The sequence below is a fragment of the Streptomyces sp. Act143 genome (genome assembly GCF_003143935.1).
GTDB lineage: Bacteria > Actinomycetota > Actinomycetes > Streptomycetales > Streptomycetaceae > Streptomyces.
The window spans coordinates 3,612,750-3,628,747 of record NZ_QFRX01000001.1 but is presented as its reverse complement, the minus strand read 5'-3'; the positions used below and the strand labels follow the sequence as shown (position 1 = coordinate 3,628,747).

General features: G+C 70.8%; 18 protein-coding genes. 12 read left to right on the top strand and 6 right to left on the bottom strand.

Translation table 11 applies throughout. The features are described 5' to 3' along the window. The first annotated feature begins 7 nt into the window (after positions 1-7). Together meaB and DI272_RS16035 are read left to right on the top strand one after the other, a co-directional pair. On the top strand, positions 8-964 hold the full coding sequence (gene meaB / locus DI272_RS16040) for a methylmalonyl Co-A mutase-associated GTPase MeaB (RefSeq protein WP_079311656.1): 957 nt from the start codon (positions 8-10) through the stop codon (positions 962-964). A 160-nt stretch (positions 965-1,124) separates the two neighbouring features. Further along, entirely contained in the window at positions 1,125-2,360 is a 1,236-nt protein-coding gene (locus tag DI272_RS16035; RefSeq protein ID WP_109496032.1) for an MFS transporter, read from the top strand. Here the strand turns inward: DI272_RS16035 and DI272_RS16030 are convergent. Continuing rightward, positions 2,357-2,968: a PepSY domain-containing protein gene (locus DI272_RS16030; RefSeq protein ID WP_109496031.1), complete on the bottom strand. Its 612-nt coding sequence runs from the start codon at positions 2,966-2,968 to the stop codon at positions 2,357-2,359. The genes DI272_RS16035 and DI272_RS16030 overlap by 4 nt on opposite strands. Before the next feature lie 126 nt (positions 2,969-3,094). Between DI272_RS16030 and DI272_RS16025 the strand changes: the two genes are divergently transcribed. Further along, on the top strand, positions 3,095-3,769 hold the full coding sequence (locus DI272_RS16025) for a response regulator transcription factor (protein WP_109496030.1): 675 nt from the start codon (positions 3,095-3,097) through the stop codon (positions 3,767-3,769). After that, on the top strand, positions 3,766-5,172 hold the full coding sequence (locus tag DI272_RS16020; RefSeq protein ID WP_109496029.1) for a HAMP domain-containing sensor histidine kinase: 1,407 nt from the start codon (positions 3,766-3,768) through the stop codon (positions 5,170-5,172). Before DI272_RS16025 ends, DI272_RS16020 begins: the two co-directional genes overlap by 4 nt. 9 nt (positions 5,173-5,181) lie before the next feature. Here DI272_RS16020 and DI272_RS16015 read toward each other — a convergent pair whose 3' ends face one another. From DI272_RS16015 to DI272_RS44515, 5 genes are all read right to left on the bottom strand, one after another. Beyond that, positions 5,182-5,658, bottom strand: coding sequence for a MarR family winged helix-turn-helix transcriptional regulator (locus tag DI272_RS16015; protein WP_059192295.1), 477 nt, complete (start codon positions 5,656-5,658; stop codon positions 5,182-5,184). Positions 5,659-5,753: 95 nt separating this feature from the next. After that, on the bottom strand, positions 5,754-6,551 hold the full coding sequence (locus tag DI272_RS16010; RefSeq protein WP_109496028.1) for an AIM24 family protein: 798 nt from the start codon (positions 6,549-6,551) through the stop codon (positions 5,754-5,756). Further along, entirely contained in the window at positions 6,548-7,198 is a 651-nt protein-coding gene (locus tag DI272_RS16005) for an AIM24 family protein (protein WP_109496027.1), read from the bottom strand. Before DI272_RS16005 ends, DI272_RS16010 begins: the two co-directional genes overlap by 4 nt. A gap of 1 nt (position 7,199) precedes the next feature. Further along, positions 7,200-7,832: an AIM24 family protein gene (locus tag DI272_RS16000; protein ID WP_109496026.1), complete on the bottom strand. Its 633-nt coding sequence runs from the start codon at positions 7,830-7,832 to the stop codon at positions 7,200-7,202. An 86-nt stretch (positions 7,833-7,918) separates the two neighbouring features. Continuing rightward, positions 7,919-8,071 (bottom strand): hypothetical protein, encoded by a 153-nt coding sequence (locus tag DI272_RS44515; protein ID WP_181387585.1) that lies wholly within the window; start codon positions 8,069-8,071, stop codon positions 7,919-7,921. 135 nt (positions 8,072-8,206) lie between these two features. Here DI272_RS44515 and DI272_RS15995 point away from each other — a divergent pair, with 135 nt between their 5' ends. The 8 genes from DI272_RS15995 (at position 8,207) to DI272_RS15960 (ending at position 15,997) form a co-directional block, all read left to right on the top strand. After that, on the top strand, positions 8,207-8,554 hold the full coding sequence (locus DI272_RS15995) for a DUF3817 domain-containing protein (RefSeq protein ID WP_109496025.1): 348 nt from the start codon (positions 8,207-8,209) through the stop codon (positions 8,552-8,554). Continuing rightward, the gene (locus DI272_RS15990) at positions 8,551-8,844 is read left to right on the top strand and encodes an MTH1187 family thiamine-binding protein (RefSeq protein WP_109496024.1); all 294 of its coding nucleotides are present in this window, start codon (positions 8,551-8,553) and stop codon (positions 8,842-8,844) included. The genes DI272_RS15995 and DI272_RS15990 overlap by 4 nt, the downstream gene beginning before the upstream one ends. A gap of 150 nt (positions 8,845-8,994) precedes the next feature. Next, on the top strand, positions 8,995-9,756 hold the full coding sequence (locus DI272_RS15985; RefSeq protein ID WP_109496023.1) for a hypothetical protein: 762 nt from the start codon (positions 8,995-8,997) through the stop codon (positions 9,754-9,756). A gap of 146 nt (positions 9,757-9,902) precedes the next feature. After that, a complete protein-coding gene (locus tag DI272_RS15980) occupies positions 9,903-10,559 on the top strand; it encodes a DUF4166 domain-containing protein (RefSeq protein ID WP_109500861.1) in 657 nt (218 codons plus the stop codon). Then, positions 10,556-11,206: a TetR/AcrR family transcriptional regulator gene (locus DI272_RS15975; RefSeq protein WP_109496022.1), complete on the top strand. Its 651-nt coding sequence runs from the start codon at positions 10,556-10,558 to the stop codon at positions 11,204-11,206. The genes DI272_RS15980 and DI272_RS15975 overlap by 4 nt, the downstream gene beginning before the upstream one ends. Before the next feature lie 51 nt (positions 11,207-11,257). After that, the gene (locus DI272_RS15970) at positions 11,258-12,166 is read left to right on the top strand and encodes an SMP-30/gluconolactonase/LRE family protein (protein ID WP_109496021.1); all 909 of its coding nucleotides are present in this window, start codon (positions 11,258-11,260) and stop codon (positions 12,164-12,166) included. 105 nt (positions 12,167-12,271) lie between these two features. Beyond that, positions 12,272-14,038, top strand: coding sequence for a glycosyltransferase family 2 protein (locus tag DI272_RS15965; RefSeq protein ID WP_109496020.1), 1,767 nt, complete (start codon positions 12,272-12,274; stop codon positions 14,036-14,038). Between the two features lie 3 nt (positions 14,039-14,041). Further along, the gene (locus DI272_RS15960; RefSeq protein WP_109496019.1) at positions 14,042-15,997 is read left to right on the top strand and encodes a kelch motif-containing protein; all 1,956 of its coding nucleotides are present in this window, start codon (positions 14,042-14,044) and stop codon (positions 15,995-15,997) included. Position 15,998 lies beyond the last annotated feature (1 nt).

Genomic DNA, 15,998 nt, shown 5'->3' with positions numbered 1-15,998 from the left:
AGCTGTGATGCAGGACGTCTCCACCCTGGTGGCCCAGGCCAGGGAAGGCCGGCCGCGGGCCGTGGCCCGGCTGATCTCCCTCGTGGAGGGGGCGTCCCCGCAGCTCCGTGAGGTCATGGCGGCGCTGGCCCCGCTGACCGGCAACGCGTACGTGGTGGGCCTGACCGGTTCGCCGGGTGTCGGCAAGTCCACGTCGACGTCCGCCCTGGTGACCGCCTACCGCAAGCAGGGCAGGCGGGTCGGCGTCCTGGCCGTCGACCCGTCCTCGCCGTTCTCCGGCGGCGCACTGCTCGGCGACCGGGTGCGGATGTCGGACCACGCCTCCGACCCCGGTGTCTACATCCGCTCGATGGCGACCCGTGGGCATCTCGGGGGACTGGCGTGGGCCGCCCCGCAGGCGATCCGGGTGCTGGACGCGGCGGGCTGCGACGTGATCCTGGTCGAGACGGTCGGCGTCGGCCAGTCCGAGGTGGAGATCGCCTCCCAGGCCGACACCAGCGTGGTCCTCCTCGCCCCCGGCATGGGCGACGGCATCCAGGCGGCCAAGGCCGGAATTCTGGAGATCGGTGACGTGTACGTCGTCAACAAGGCCGACCGCGACGGCGCCGACGCCACCGCCCGCGAGCTCAACCACATGCTGGGCCTCGGCGAGTCCCGCGGTCCCGGCGACTGGCGTCCCCCGATCGTCAAGACGGTCGCGGCCCGCGCCGAGGGCGTCGACGAGGTCGTCGAAGCCCTGGAGAAGCACCGCGCGTGGATGGAGGAGCGCGGTGTCCTGGCCGAGCGCCGCCAGGCCCGCGCCGCCCGCGAGGTGGAGACCATCGCGGTCACGGCCCTGCGCGAACGCATCGGCGACCTGCACGGAGACCGCCGCCTGGGCGCCCTGGCGGAACGCATCGTGGCGGGCGAACTGGACCCGTACCGCGCGGCCGACGAGCTGGTGGCGGGGCTGACGGAGGGCTGACGGAGGGCTGACCCTGGTCAACCGCCGGACGATGTTGGTACGTTGATCCGCATGTTCCTCCTCTTGGCATAGAGCGCGCCCGTGCCTGCGATCCGCTGATCACAGCCGTCGTGGCACTTCGGCGTCCCTTGCTCATGCCTCCCGCAGAGGAACCTCCCTCATGTCCGCGTCCTCCACGCGGCGGCCCTCGTATGCCGCCGTGCTCTCCGTTCCCCGTGCCCGCCGCACCTTCGCCGCGGCCCTCGTCGGCCGGCTGTCGTACGGCGTGGCCCCGCTCGCCGTGATGCTGGCGGTGACCCGGACGACCGGGTCGTACGCCGTGGCCGGTGTCGTCATGGCGCTGTTCGGCGCCACGGTCGTCGTCCTGGCGCCCTACCGCGCGGCACTCGTCGACCGCCACGGCCCCCGGCGGGCCCTGATCCCGATGTCCCTGCTCCACTCCGGCCTGCTCTGCGCCCTCGCCGCGGTGAGCTGGCGGCCGGGTGCGTCCGCGGTGGTACTCGGCGCCCTGGCCGCCGTCGCGGGCGCCTGCGCGCCGCCGCTGGGCCCCACGATGCGCTCGGTGTGGGGCGAACTCGTGGGCGACCGGCGGCTGTTGCAGCGCGCGTACAGCCTGGACGGGGTCGCCGAGGAACTTCTGTACGTCAGCGGCCCGTTGCTGGTCGGCGCGGTGATCGGCGTCGCGTCGGCGGCGGTCGGTGTGCTGCTGGGCGCGCTGCTGATGGCGGTGGGCACGCTGGTCTTCGTGTCCTCGCCGGCGGTGGCGCTGGTACGGCCTGCGGGGCGGCCCGAGTCGCGGGAAGGCGGCGGGGGTTCGCTGCGGGGGCGGGGGCTGGCGCAGCCGGTGGTGGTCGCGGCCGGCATGGGGCTCGCGCTGAGCGCCGTGGACCTGCTGGTGGTCGCCTTCGCCGCGGAACACGGGCGGGGGGACGAGACCGTCGCCTGGGTGCTGGCGGCGCTGTCGGCGGGCAGCGCGGTGGGGGGTCTGCTGAACGGCGCCGTCGACTGGCGGGTGACCGCACGGGTCCGACTTCCGCTGCTCGCCGCGGGGTTGGGGGTGACCCTGGGGCTGGCGGGACTGGCTCCTGGGGTCGGGGTCCTCGCGATCGCCGCCGCCTGCGCCGGGTTCTTCGTCGCGCCGGCGTTGACGACGGCGTACCTGATCGCCGACGAGGCCGCTCCGGAGGGGTTCCGTACGCAGGCCGGGACGTGGGTCAACACCGCGGTGAACGCCGGGAGTTCGACGGGGGCGGCGACGGCGGGGCTGCTGGTGGAGCGGCTTCCGTCGGCGGTGTGCTTCGTGGTGGCCGGGAGTGTGGCGCTGGTGGCGGCGGGGGTGGCGGGGCTGAGGGGTCTCGCGCCCGCCGCCCCGGCCGGCGCCGGACAGGCCGGCTAGTCCCGGTCCGCCGTCAGCTCGCCCGTGGTGAGGTCGACGTTCCACTCGCCCTTCGTGGTGTCCACGCTCCACACCACGCTCCGGCTGTCGTCATCGTCGTCGAGGCCCACCTCGGTGACCGTCCCCTTGGCGGCGGCCGCCAGCGCGGCCTCGCGGGCGTCGGTCCCCGCACCCTTCAGTGCGGCGAGCTCGGCACGGTCCTCGGCGTCGTCGCGGTCGTCGTCGGTGTCCTGGTGCGCGCCGGTGACCTTTCCGGTGTCCGGGGAGACCGACACGGTCCACTCGGTGCCGTCGCCCTTGATCACGTCGACCTCCCACACGCCCGCACCGTCGTCCTCCAGGTCCACGGAGGCGGCGGTGCCCGGCGTCTGCTCCAGTGCCGCGGCGATGGCGTCGGCGGCCGTCACACCGCTCCTCCCGGCGACCGCGGTCGCCGTCGCGTCGTCGTGGTCGTCGGTGCGCTCGTCGTCGCGGTCGTCGTCCGTCACCCGCACGTTCGCCTGCTTCGACGCGCCGTCGTCGGACGAGGACACCGCGAGAGCCGTGGCCGTACCGCCCCCGATCAGAGCGGTCGCGGTGAGGGCGGCGATCACGATGTTGCGCTTCATGCGAGTTCCTCCAGGTCCGTCGTGCTTCGGTTCGCTTTCGACATGAACCACCCTCGCCGACCGACGCTGAGGGGAACCTGAAGCCGCCTGAAGGGATCTTCAGCTTGGCTTTGCGAACCTGTACCCATGCGCCTGCTGATCGTGGAGGACGAAAAGCGGCTGGCCCTGTCGCTCGCCAAGGGCCTGACCGCCGAGGGGTACGCCGTCGACGTCGTCCACGACGGCCGGGAGGGCCTGCACCGGGCCGGCGAGGGGTCGTACGACCTCGTCATCCTCGACATCATGCTGCCCGGCCTCAACGGCTACCGGGTCTGCGCCGCCCTGCGCGCCGGCGGCCACGACGTGCCGATCCTGATGCTCACCGCGAAGGACGGCGAGTACGACGAGGCGGAGGGGCTGGACACCGGCGCCGACGACTACCTCACCAAGCCGTTCTCGTACGTCGTGCTCGTCGCCCGCGTCAAGGCGCTGCTGCGCCGCCGGGGGCGGAACGGGGCCGGGGCGTCGCCGGTTCTCGTGCACGGTGATCTCAAGGTCGACACCGCGGCCCGCCGGGTCTTCCTCGGCGGGGACGAAGTGACGCTCACCGCCAAGGAGTTCGCGGTCCTGGAGCAACTCGTCGCGCGCGCGGGCGAGGTGGTCTCCAAGGCGCAGATCCTGGAGCACGTCTGGGACTTCGCCTACGACGGCGACCCCAACATCGTCGAGGTCTACGTCAGCGCCCTGCGGCGCAAGCTGCGCGCCGGGCTCATCCGCACGGTGCGCGGCGCCGGGTACCGGCTGGAGACGGAGGAGCGGTGAGGCGTCTGTTCGGGTCCGTGCGGGCGCGGGCCACGCTCGGTGCGACCCTGGTCGTGGCCGTGGCGCTGGTCGCCGCCGGCACCGCCGTCCTGCTCTCCCTGCGGGCCAGCCTGACGGACCAGGCCGACACCAAGGCGGAGCGCACGGCACGCAACGTCGCCTCTCAGATCGCCGCCGGGACGCCCTACGACCAGCTGGAGATGGACGACGACCGCCCGGTCCAGGTGGTCGACGCGCACGGCACGCTCGTCGCGGCGAGCGACGACCTGGAGCGGATCAGCGGCACGGGCACCGCTGCGGTGACGCCCCGTCAGCAGGGCGCAGGGGCAGGGAAGTCCGGCGAGGAGGACGCGGACGACGACGACACCTCGCTCGAACCCGGTGAGATCGACGAGGACACCGGCTTCTCCGACGGCTCCGCGACCGTCGACGGGAAGGACGACGAGTACCGCTTCGCCACCGTCCGCGTCGAGACGGACGACCGGGGCCCGCTCACCGTCCACGCGGGCGCGTCCCTGGACGCCGAGCAGAGTGCCGTGCACACCACGACGACCGGCATGCTGACCGGCTTCCCCCTGCTGCTGGGGGTCGTGGCGGCGGTGACCTGGCTGGTCACCCGGCGGGCCCTGCGCCCGGTGGAGGACATCCGGCGCGAGATGGCCGCGATCACCGCCTCCGAGGACCTCGCCCGGCGTGTCCCGGAACCCGTCACCCACGACGAGGTCGCCCGCCTCGCCCGCACCACCAACGAGACGCTCGCCGCGCTGGAGAGTTCGGTGGAGCGGCAGCGCCGCTTCGTCGCCGACGCCTCCCATGAGCTGCGCAGCCCGATCGCCTCCCTGCGCACCCAGCTCGAAGTGGCCGCCGCACACCCGGAGTTGCTGGACCTCGACGGTGCCGTCGAGGACACCGTACGACTCCAGCGGCTCGCCGCCGATCTGTTGCTGCTCGCCCGGCTGGACGCGGGGGAGGGGCCTGGGGACAGGCGTCTCGACCTCGGTGCGGTGGCGCGACGGGAGGCGCAGGGCCGGGACGGGGTGAGCGTCACGGCGGAGGCCGTCGAAGTGACCGGCTCCCGGGGGCAGTTGGAACGGGTGCTGGGCAATCTGCTCGACAACGCCCGGCGGCATGCCCGTACGGCGGTCACCCTGACCGTGCGCCGGGAGGGGGCCTGGGCCGTGGCCGAGGTCGCCGACGACGGCGACGGGGTGGCGGCGGCCGACCGGGAGCGGATCTTCGAGCGGTTCGTACGGCTCGACGAGGCCCGCAGTCGTGACGACGGCGGTGCCGGGCTCGGTCTCGCCATCGCCCGGGACATCGCCGCACGCCACGGCGGTACCCTCACCGTCCGCGAGGCACCGGCGGGCGGCGCCCTGTTCGAACTCCGCCTGCCGCTCGCCTGAGCGCTCGCGTCACGGACGCCCGCGCTGCCCCCGCAGGTGCTCCGCGATGGGCTTCAGGGACTTGTCGAGCTCGGCCAGCGCCTCGGGGGAGACCAGGTCGATGAAGTGCCGCCGCACAGACGCCACATGATGGGGCGCGACCTTCTTCATCGTCTCCATGCCGTGCTCGGTCAGGACCGCGTACAGGCCGCGGCGGTCCGACTCGCAGTTCTCGCGGCGCACCAGGTCCGCGTTCTCCATGCGGGTGATCTGGTGCGAGAGGCGACTCTTGGACTGGAGGGTGGCGGACGCGAGATCGCTCATCCGCATCCGGACATCCTCCGACTCGGAGAGGTTCACCAGGATCTCGTAGTCGTTCATCGTCAGCCCGAAGGGCTGGAGGTCCTTCTCGAGTTGGTACGTCAACAGCCTGTTGACCTCCAGGTGGGTGCGCCAGGCGCACTGCTCCGCATCGGTCAGCCAGCGCGTGGCCGTCTCGGTCTCCATGAATGAAGTCTACCTAAGAAGTTGAAAGGCGAACTAGTGAGGGTCTGATCGTGACGGCGCGCACACGTTCGACGTCACACTCCGCAGACTACCGCTCACAGCCCGAAGCGACGCTGGAGGTCTCCCAGCTGTCCGGGAAGGCGCGGTACGCCTGATTGCTGTGAAGGGCCTGTGGAGGGCACTCCGGAACCGGGCACTCCGGCCTGCTGGGGGACGGCTCCCGCCGCCTGCTCCGCCATCAGCGTCTCGGACGACTGGAGCAGCACGGTGCCGGCCCCCACGAACTCGAACTGATGCTCCTCCCCGGAGGCCCCTCCGAGGCCCGTCATCGCACGTAGACCGCCCATCAGGCCGGTCATGTAGCCATGGTCGTAGTGGTGGCACGGCGACGGGCAGTCGGCCCAGCCGACAAGCGCCTGAGGGTCCACCCGGATCGGCGGTTCCATGAACACCACCGGACCGTTAGATGCGGCCACGAACTTTCCGGTTCCGATCAGGGTCAGAAAACCCGGCACGATCGATTGCTTGAGCGCGAGACTTGGCTGAAAAGCGAGCAGGTTGCCCGAGCGAATGGTCAGGTTGCCGTCCTCGAGGTCGTACGAATTGACGTCGAAGGCCCGGTCGGCGAGGAGCATCTTGCCGGAGCCCTCCGCCACGACCCAGTCGCTCGCGTGCAGAGGCGAATGGAAGGACGTACGGACAAGTCGGTCGAGTCGGCCGTGCCCGATGCCGTTGAAGTCGATCGAGCCGTAGTAGGCGATCATCTTCCCCTTCTGCAGGAACCACTGGCTCCCCTTGAGCTCCACGCAGAAGGTGTAGTTGTTGACGTTGTCGTCGGAGGGCAGCGTCATCGGGTCGTGCACGGTCGGGCCCGCGCCCGGGTAGGTGCTCACAGCTTCTCCTCCGAGGCCTGGACGTACACCGTGCCGCTGCCGCTGAGCTCCAGCTGGAAGGCCTCGCCGGAGCCGCGGCCCACCATGTCGCGCCAGCCGAGCGCGGTCGACAGCTTGTTGCGCACGTCGCCGTGGTGGGCGACGTACGCCTGCGGGTCGACGTGGACCGGGCGCTGCGGGGTGATGGGCAGCTCGATGACCCCGCCGTGCGCCATCACGGCCACCGCGCCACGGCCCTTGAGGGTCGTGGTGAACAGGCCCTGGCCGGTGACCTGGCCGCGGACCATGCCCATGACGCCGCCCTGGGAGCCCATGAACATCGTGCCCTGCTCCAGGGTGCCCTCGAAGGCGAGGAGGCGGTCGGCCTCCACGTAGAGGGTGTCGCCGGAGAGGTTGATCACCTGGACGTGATGGCCGCCGTGCCCGAACAGGACGGTGCCGCTGCCCTCGACGGTCATCAGCGGTGTCGCCTCGTTGGCCACCCGGCGTCCGATCATCGACATCAGCCCGCCCTGGCCGCCGCTCATGTTGGGGGTGAAGGACACCTCTCCCCGGTAGGCGAGCATCGCCCCGCGCTGACTGAACAGCCGCTGCCCGGGCGTGACGGTCGCCTCGACCATCTTGGAGTTGAGTTCACGGAAACCCACGTCACACATCCCCCGCGATCGTGTTGCGCTCGCTGGGCTGGACGTACACCAGGCCGTCCCCCTCGAAGCGGATCTGGAAGGCCTCGCCGCCGCCCTCGCCCATGAGCGTGCGGAACGTCACACCCGACTGGAAGGACTGCCGCAGATTGCCCTGGTGCGCGATGTACGCCCCCGGGTCGACGCTCAGCGGGAACTGCGGGCTGACCCGCAGCACCACGGCCGGTCCGTCCGAGGTGATCGCGGCCTGGCCGTGGCCCTCGACCGTCGTCGTGAACAGTCCGTTGCCCTGCGAGGCGCCGCGCAGCCCGGTGAAGCTGGTCCCCGTCCGCAGGCCGCTGTCGGTCGCCAGCAGGTTGCTGGACTCGACGTACAACGTGTCCCCCTGGAGCGCGACGAGATTGATCTCGGAGGCGCGGTCGGCGAACCAGCAGGTCCCCTGCCCCCTCACCTCCATCACCGTCATCTGCTCACCGGTGATCCGCCGGGTCACCATCCCCCGGATGCCCTCACCGCCACCGCTGAGCTTCTTGAACGCCATCTGTCCGTCGTACGCGACCATCGAGCCGTTCTTCGCCTTCACGGCGTCCCCGGTCATCTCGACGGCGAGCACCTTGCTGCCTTGAAGTCGGAACATCGCCACGCTGCGAAGGTAGCCCGCGGCAAGGCATTGCCGACAGGGCCCGTGGGTGGAGACGGACCCTGATCGGGCCCCTAGGGGGATCAGCCGCGCGCACCCCGAACGCGGATCCGCCCCGCGTTCCGCCAGGGCGGCGCCCCCGACCGGCCGGCCCGCAGCAACAGCTGGTCGACTAAGGCCGGCACGGTGAGCAGCACCACAAGGCCCGGCAGGGTCATGAAGAAGACGAACCGCACACCCACTCCTCAGTGTCTCCGCGGACCCCCCGAGCCTGCCTCCGCTCAGCCGTTTGCCACAATGGACGAACGTTTGTGCATGTGTTCACAAACCGGCAGGCCCCCTCTCGACGCAACTCCCACCGAAGGTGACCCGTGGACATCAAGACCGCCAGCGCCCTCCGCCGCCTCCGCCTCGTCTCCGCCCCGGAGGCGGTGTCCTTCCTGCTTCTGCTCGTCTGCTCGGTGCTGAAGCGGACCACCGACTTCAACGCGGTCCCGGTCATGGGCATGGTGCACGGCGTTCTCTTCGTCCTGTACGTGGTCTTCTGGGCGGACGCCTGGAACCGCGCGAAGTGGCCCCTCGGCACCGCCGCCCTCTACTTCGTCCTCTCGGTCCTGCCCACCGGCGGCTTCTTCGCGGAGCGCAAGCTCCGGCGCGAGGCCGAGGACGCGGTCATCGCCTCCCGCGCGCGTCAGGAGCAGGCGGTGAAGACCTCGTGATCGTCGCCTTCTCCGTGACGCCGCTGGGGGTCGGCGAGGACGTGGGGGAGTACGTCGCCGACGCCGTCCGGGTCGTGCGCGAGTCCGGTCTGCCGAACCGCACCGACGCGATGTTCACCTCGATCGAGGGGGAGTGGGACGAGGTGATGGACGTGGTGAAGCGTGCCGTCGCCGCCGTCGAGGCCCGCGCGCCGCGTGTGTCCCTGGTCCTCAAGGCGGACATCCGTCCCGGCGTCACCGACGGACTGACCTCCAAGGTGGAGACGGTCGAGCGGCACCTCGCCGAGTAGACGCGCCGTTCCGTATTCCGGTGAACCCCGGCCCGCGCGGGCCGGGGTTTTCTCGTGCCGTGTGTTTGAGCGATCGCTCAAAGAGGTGTACTTTCTGGAGCTGAGAGTTTGAGCAGTCGCTCAAACGATGGGCTGACCTGGGGGAATCAGATGGGTCACAACAGCCTCTACATAGAGGCGCACATCCGCGCCGATCTCGACGACGTGTGGTCCCGCACACAGCAGCCGTCCGAGCACCAGCGCTGGGACCTGCGCTTCACCGAGATCGACTACCTCCCGCGCGCGGACGGGGAGCCGCAGCGCTTCCGGTACGCCACGCGCGTGCTGCCCTTCCTCACCGTCGCCGGGACCGGGGTCTCCGCCGGCGAGAAGGAGCGGCCCGACGGTACGCGCACCTCCGCCCTCCGCTTCTCCTCCCCGCACCCGCTGTCCCTCCTCGCCGAGGGCAGCGGCTACTGGCGCTACGTCCCGGACGGCGACGGAGTCCGCTTCCTGACCGGCTACGACTACCGGCCCCGCTGGGGCGCCTTCGGCACGTGCGCCGACCGGCTGCTGTTCCGACCGCTCATGGGGTGGGCGACGGCCTGGTCCTTCGACCGGCTCCGGCTGTGGCTGGAGCGCGGGATCACACCGGAGCGGGCGCGGGCGAACTGGCTGCTGGAGATGGCGGGGCGGGCGCTGGTGATGGTCTTCGCGTGCACGGGCTTCGGGTTCGGCAGCCTGCTGCGGCTGACCGGGCCGCTCGCGCCGCTCTTCTTCTACTGGATGCCCACGCTCACCCTGGTCGCCTTCGCGCTGGCCCTGCTCGCCCCGCCCCTGCCCGGCACCCCGGCCGCCCGCCGCTGCCTGCGCCGCCCCGCCACCCGCGTCCACGCACCCCGGCTCCTGAGCACCCTGGAGAACCAGCGATGACCACGCGCCCCGAGCCTTCCGGCGACCTGACGGAGACCGGGCACTCCGCCTGCTCCGGCGACCTGACGGCGACCGGGCACCCCGCCCCCTCCGGAAATCCCACCCCCTCCGGAAGGCCCGCCCCGGCCTCCATCTTCCGTACCGTGATGGGCCCGGCCTTCGATGACCTCCACCCTCAGCTCCAGCGCCGCTTCTCGGTGGGGCTGGCGAGTGGTGAGGCCTGTACCGGCCGGGGGGTCATGGACCGCATCTGGCACGGCGGGGCGTTCGTCAAGCCGTTCCTCGCGCTCGGCACCACCCGGAACATCCTCGTCCCGCGCACCGGCCGCAACGTCCCCTTCGTCATCGAGAACGTGCCGTACACCGACACCCACGGCCGTGAGACGGTGACCTTCGTGCGCACCTTCGACCTGCCCGGCCGCCCCCGCCGCTTCGACGCCCAGATGGTCCTGAGCCCCAAGGGCGACCGCGTCCTCGACTACCTCGGCACCCACCAGCACCTCGCCAGCGACCTCCACTTCCACGCCGAGCCCGACGGCTCCCTGCTCATCCGTTCCGGCGAACACCGCTTCCGGGAGGGCGTGGTGGACGTCCGGGTGCCCGAGCTGATCGGCGCCACGGCGGAGGTCCGTGAGTCCTACGACGACCACTCGGGCCGCTTCCGCATCCGGGTCAGGGTCGTCAACAAGTACTTCGGGCCCCTCTTCGGCTACGAGGGTTCCTTCCGGGCGACGTACAGCGACATCCGGTCCTGCGGTGTCCGTCCCGGCCTGCGTCCGGTCCGCGAGGAGTCGCGCGCGTGAGCCCCGAGACCGCGAAGGCGCAGGAGACCAAGACCAAGCTGCTGGAGGGCGCCCTGCGGACCCTCGTCGACCAGGGCATCGCGAAGGCGTCGGCCCGCACGATCGCCTCCGCCGCGGGCGTCAATCAGGCCCTGGTCTTCTACCACTTCGGCTCGGTCGACGAACTCCTCGCGGCGGCCTGCCGGTACGGCGCCGAGCAGGCCGTGTCCCGCTACCGCCCGCGCTTCGACCAGGTCACCTCGCTCTCCGAGCTCCTCGTGGTGGGGCGGCAGATCCATGAGGAGGAGCGCTCCGGCGGCCATGTCGCCCTCCTCGGGCAGCTGTTGGCCGGCGCCCAGACCCACGAGAGCCTCGCGACGGCCACCGCGGCCGGCCTGGAGTCGTGGATCATCGAGATCGAGAAGGTCCTCCGAAGGGTGCTCGCGGGCACCCCGTTCGAGGAGTTCACCGACCCTGCGGGGCTGGCGAAGGCGGTCGCCGCGTCCTTCGTGGGCATCGAGCTGTACGAGGGCGTGGACCTGCCGGGTGCGACGGCCGCGCTGGACGCGCTGGAGCAACTGGGCGCTCTGGTCGCCGCGTTGGAGGAACTGGGCCCGGTGGCCCAGCGTGCGGTACGGCATCATCTGCGGCGCACGAACCGGCGTTGACGACCCGCAGGACGCCCCGACCCGCAGGACGCCCCGATCCGAGAGGACCCCATGTCCACCGACGGCCTGTACGAGATCCTGGACGACCGCTTCCGCACCGGGCGTTGCACGCTCGGCGACAGCAGGCTGGAGGTGCTGCACGACGGCTGCCGCTGGGCCGAGGGGCCGCTGTATCTGCCCGCGTGGCGGCAGCTGATCTGGAGCGACATCCCCAACGACCGCATCCTGCGCTGGGACGAGGCCACCGGCGGCGTCGGGGTGTTCCGCGCCCCGGCCGGACACAGCAACGGCAACACCCTCGACCGGCAGGGCCGGTTGGTGACGTGCGAGCAGGGCAACCGCCGGGTCACCCGCACCGAGGCCGACGGCACGGTCACCGTCCTGGCCACGCACTGGGCCGGCAGGCGGCTCAACTCCCCGAACGACTCGGTCGTGCGCTCCGACGGCACGATCTGGTTCTCCGACCCGGACTTCGGCATCCTCACCGACTACGAGGGGCATCGCGCCGAGTCCGAGATCGGCGCGTGCAACGTCTACCGGATCGACCCGGTGACGGGGGAGGTGCACCTCGCCGCCGAGGGCTTCGACGGCCCCAACGGCGTCATCCTGTCCCCGGACGAGCGGCGGCTGTACGTCTCCGACTCGCGGGCCGCCCGCATCCACGTCTACGACGTCCGTGACGACGGCACGCTCACCGGCGGCAAGGTCTTCGCCGAGGCCCGCGGGGGCGTGCACTTCGACAACATCCGCCTCGACGACCAGGGCCGCCTGTGGGCCGCCGCCCTCGCCGACGGGGTCCACTGCTACGACCCCGACGGCACCCTCATCGGCCGGCTGCGGGTGCCCGAGCCGGTCGCCAACATCGCCTTCGGCGGCCCGCGGAACAACCGCCTGTTCATCGCCGCCACCACCTCGCTGTACTCGCTGGTGATGTCCGTGACCGGGGCCCCGCGCCTCTGACCGCACGGGTCGCCCGGCTGGACCCTCCCAGTTCGACACGCCCGAGAAACTCCACTTTTGTGTGCATATCGGGCATATCGGGCGTTTCAATCACTGGAGGGCGCTGTGCGGCCGGAGGGCTACGACTACGACACCTACAGCCGACTCGCCGGGCCGCTCACCGAGCCGTCGGGCACGTCGTACCAGGTGCAGTACACCTCGCTCCTCTCCCGCGAGCCCCACCGAATACGCGCCATCGTCCTGATGACCCTCGCGCCCCTGCTCACCGGCGTCCTGCTGGTCTACCTGGTCTGGCCGACCCACTGGGTCGAGCGCGAGGGCGGCGACGAGTGGATGGTCGGGCTCGACATCGCGATGCTCGTAGCCATCGGGCTCATCGAGCTGTTCATGGTCGTCAACGTCGCCTCCGTGGCACACGCGACCCTCGTCGCCCGCGACCCCGTCCCCGTCACCCCCGAACCCGGCACCCGCGTCGCCTTCCTCACGACGTACGTCCCGGGCAAGGAACCCCTCTCGATGGTCCGCGCCACCCTCGAAGGCGCCGTGCGGGTCACCCACACCGGCCCGCTCGACGTCTGGCTTCTCGACGAAGGGGACGACGCACAGGCGAAGGCCCTGTGCGCGGAGCTCGGCGTGCGGCACTTCACCCGGCACGGCGTCCCGGAGTGGAACCGCCCCAAGGGCGCCCACAAGGCCCGCACCAAGCACGGCAACTACAACGCGTGGATCGCCCGGCACGGCGACGACTACGACTTCTTCGCCTCGGTCGACACCGACCACGTCCCGGTGCCCAACTTCCTGGAACGGATGATGGGTTACTTCCGGGACCCGGACGTCGCCTTCGTCGTCGGACCGCAGGTGTACGGCAACTACCACAACCCCGTCACCAAGGCCGCCGAGTCGCAGCAGTTCCTCTTCCACGCGCTGATCCAGCGGGCCGGCAACCGCTACCGCTCACCGATGTTCGTCGGCACCAACAACGTCGTACGGATCGCGGCCGTCAAGCAGATCGGCGGGCTGTACGACTCCATCACCGAGGACATGGCCACCGGCTTCGAACTGCACCGGCACCGCAACCCGAGGACCCGCCACCACTGGCGTTCCGTCTACACCCCCGACGTGCTCGCCGTGGGTGAGGGGCCGGCCTCCTGGACGGACTTCTTCACCCAGCAGATGCGCTGGTCGCGGGGGACGTACGAGACGCTGTTCAAGCAGTACTGGAAGGCGCCGTTCACCATGCCTCCCGGGCGGCTGTTCTCCTACACGCTGATGCTGGTCTACTACCCGATGACGGCCGTCAACTGGTTCCTCGGCATCCTGAGCTGCTTCCTCTTCCTCTGGTTCGGCGCCTCCGGCACCCAGGTCGCCGCCTCCGTCTGGCTGATGCTCTACAGCGACGCCGCCGCCCTCCAGATCGGCCTGTACCTGTGGAACCGCCGGCACAACGTCTCCCCGCACGAGCCCGAGGGCTCGGGAGGCCTGGCCGGGATGGCGATGTCGGCCCTCTCGGCGCCCATCTACCTCAAGTCCTTCGGTGAGGCGCTGATCCGCCGGCCCAGCCGCTTCGTCGTCACCCCCAAGGGCGGGGACGCCAGCCCTGACCGGCTGCTCACCTTCCGTATCCACCTCTTCTGGGCGGCCCTCCTCGCCACCTCGCTGGCCGCCTCGGTCGTCCTCGACCACACCCATGTGGCCATGCGCACCTGGGCGGTCCTCGCGATGGTCATATCGCTGGCCCCGGTGGGGATCTGGGCGGCCACGCTCCTCAAGGAGCGCCGGGAGCGGCAGTCGCTGCACGCGACCGCCCGGGTCGTCGACGGCGCCGAACCCGCCCTCGCCACCACCTCCAGCACCACGACAGGAGGCAACTAGGCCATGGCCTACCAGCCGTCCCAGAAGACCAAGAAGACCGTTCTCGGCATCGGCGGCATCGCCATCCTCGCCGGCCTCAACGCCCCGGCCGCGCTGGACTTCGCCGGGAAGCAGTACGACGCGTACAAGATCGCGCAGCCCGAGTACCAGGCGAAGTACGGGAGTTGGGCGACCGTCGACATCCCGGAGGAGTACCGCACCAACGCCATCCACGCGGCCCTGCTGCACACCGGCAAGGTGCTCATCGTCGCGGGCTCCGGCAACGAGCAGAAGAAATTCGACGAGGGGTCGTTCGACACGATCCTGTGGGACCCGAAGGACGACACCTTCAAGAAGATCCCCACCCCGGACGACTTCTTCTGCTCCGGCCACGCCCAACTCCCCGACGGCCGCCTGCTGGTGGCCGGTGGCACCGCCCGCTACGAACTCCTCGACGGCGAGATCGACCGGGCCGGCGGCGGGATGCGGGTGAAGAACGAGAACCCCGACAAGGCGATGGTCCTGAAGAAGGGCACCCGCTTCCGCTCACCCGCCGGGGTCGAGTACGTCACCAAGTTCGACGTCACCGTCCCGAAGGCGAAGAAGAAGTTCAAGATCACCTACAACGCCCGCGGCGTGATGCAGCCCTGGCAGACGAGGGTGACGGCGTCCGAGGCCCGGGTCTTCGTGGAGGCCGTGGAGAAGGGCGCGATGTCGGTCACCGAGAAGCAGGCCCAGTACGAGGTCGTCGGCCTGACCGGCAAGGACGCCGACAACGTCTACGGCCTCTCGGAGAAGATCACCCTCGACAAGCAGGACTTCCAGGGCATCCGCGCCGCCTACGAGTTCGACCCGGTCGCCGAGCGGTACATCCCCGTCGACCCGATGGACAAGGCCCGTTGGTACCCGACCCTGGTCGGCCTCGACGACGGCCGGGTCCTCGCCGTCTCCGGCCTCGACGACGTCGGCGTGATCGACCCCGGTGACAACGAGATCTACGACCCGAAGACCAAGAAGTGGTCGCGCGGCCCCAAACGGTACTTCCCGACCTACCCCGCGCTCTTCCTCACCAAGGGCGGCAAGCTGTTCTACCCGGCCTCCAACGCCGGGTACGGCCCCGCCGACAAGGGCCGCGAGCCCGGCCTGTGGGACCTGAAGACCAACACCTTCCAGAAGGTCCCGGGCCTGCGCGACGCCGACGAGACGGAGACCTCGGCCTCCCTGCTGCTGCCGCCCGCACAGGACCAGAAGGTGATGATCCTCGGCGGCGGAGGCGTCGGCGAGTCCAAGAAGTCGACCCCGCGCACGGCGGTCGTCGACCTGAAGGAGGACAACCCCGTCTTCAAGGACGGCCCCAACCTCCCGCAGGGCACCCGCTACCTGAACAGCGTGATCATGCCGGACGACACCGTGTTCACCTCCAACGGCTCCGAGGACTACCGCGGCCGCAGCGCCAGCAACATCCTCAAGGCCCAGTTCTACGACCCCAAGGACAACGTCTTCCACGAGGCCGCGTCCCCGACGGTCGGCCGCAACTACCACTCGGAGGCGCTGCTGCTGCCCGACGGCCGGGTCGCCACCTTCGGCTCCGACCCGCTCTTCGACGATCAGCAGAACACCAAGCTGGGCCACTTCGAGCAGCGCATGGAGGTCTTCACGCCGCCCGCCCTGCACAGGGCCGGCGCCGACAGGCCCGTACTGCAGGACGGCGCGGAGGTCCTCCCCGAGGACCGCCGGGCCACCTACCGCACCGACCACCCCGACCGGATCGTCAAGGCCCGGCTGATGCGGCCGAGCGCGGTCACCCACACCACCGACGTCGAGCAGCGGTCCATCGAACTGGGCCTGACCAAGGACGCGCACTCGGTGACGGTCGAGGTGCCGAAGGACCCGACCCTGGTCCCGCCGGGCTGGTACATGCTGTTCGTGACGGACGCGGACGGCACCCCGTCGGAAGCGAAGTGGATCCAGGTCAAGTGAC

What these genes read in the sequence shown, in the direction of transcription:
- DI272_RS16015 (WP_059192295.1), bottom strand. Translation starts at nt 5,658, where the DNA reads ATGGAGACCGAGACGGCCACGCGCTGGCTGACCGATGCGGAGCAGTGC.
- DI272_RS15985 (WP_109496023.1), top strand. Translation starts at nt 8,995, where the DNA reads ATGGGTCACAACAGCCTCTACATAGAGGCGCACATCCGCGCCGATCTC.
- DI272_RS16025 (WP_109496030.1), top strand. Translation starts at nt 3,095, where the DNA reads ATGCGCCTGCTGATCGTGGAGGACGAAAAGCGGCTGGCCCTGTCGCTC.
- DI272_RS15980 (WP_109500861.1), top strand. Translation starts at nt 9,903, where the DNA reads ATGGGCCCGGCCTTCGATGACCTCCACCCTCAGCTCCAGCGCCGCTTC.
- DI272_RS15960 (WP_109496019.1), top strand. Translation starts at nt 14,042, where the DNA reads ATGGCCTACCAGCCGTCCCAGAAGACCAAGAAGACCGTTCTCGGCATC.
- DI272_RS16000 (WP_109496026.1), bottom strand. Translation starts at nt 7,832, where the DNA reads ATGTTCCGACTTCAAGGCAGCAAGGTGCTCGCCGTCGAGATGACCGGG.
- DI272_RS16030 (WP_109496031.1), bottom strand. Translation starts at nt 2,968, where the DNA reads ATGAAGCGCAACATCGTGATCGCCGCCCTCACCGCGACCGCTCTGATC.
- DI272_RS16035 (WP_109496032.1), top strand. Translation starts at nt 1,125, where the DNA reads ATGTCCGCGTCCTCCACGCGGCGGCCCTCGTATGCCGCCGTGCTCTCC.
- meaB (WP_079311656.1), top strand. Translation starts at nt 8, where the DNA reads ATGCAGGACGTCTCCACCCTGGTGGCCCAGGCCAGGGAAGGCCGGCCG.
- DI272_RS15970 (WP_109496021.1), top strand. Translation starts at nt 11,258, where the DNA reads ATGTCCACCGACGGCCTGTACGAGATCCTGGACGACCGCTTCCGCACC.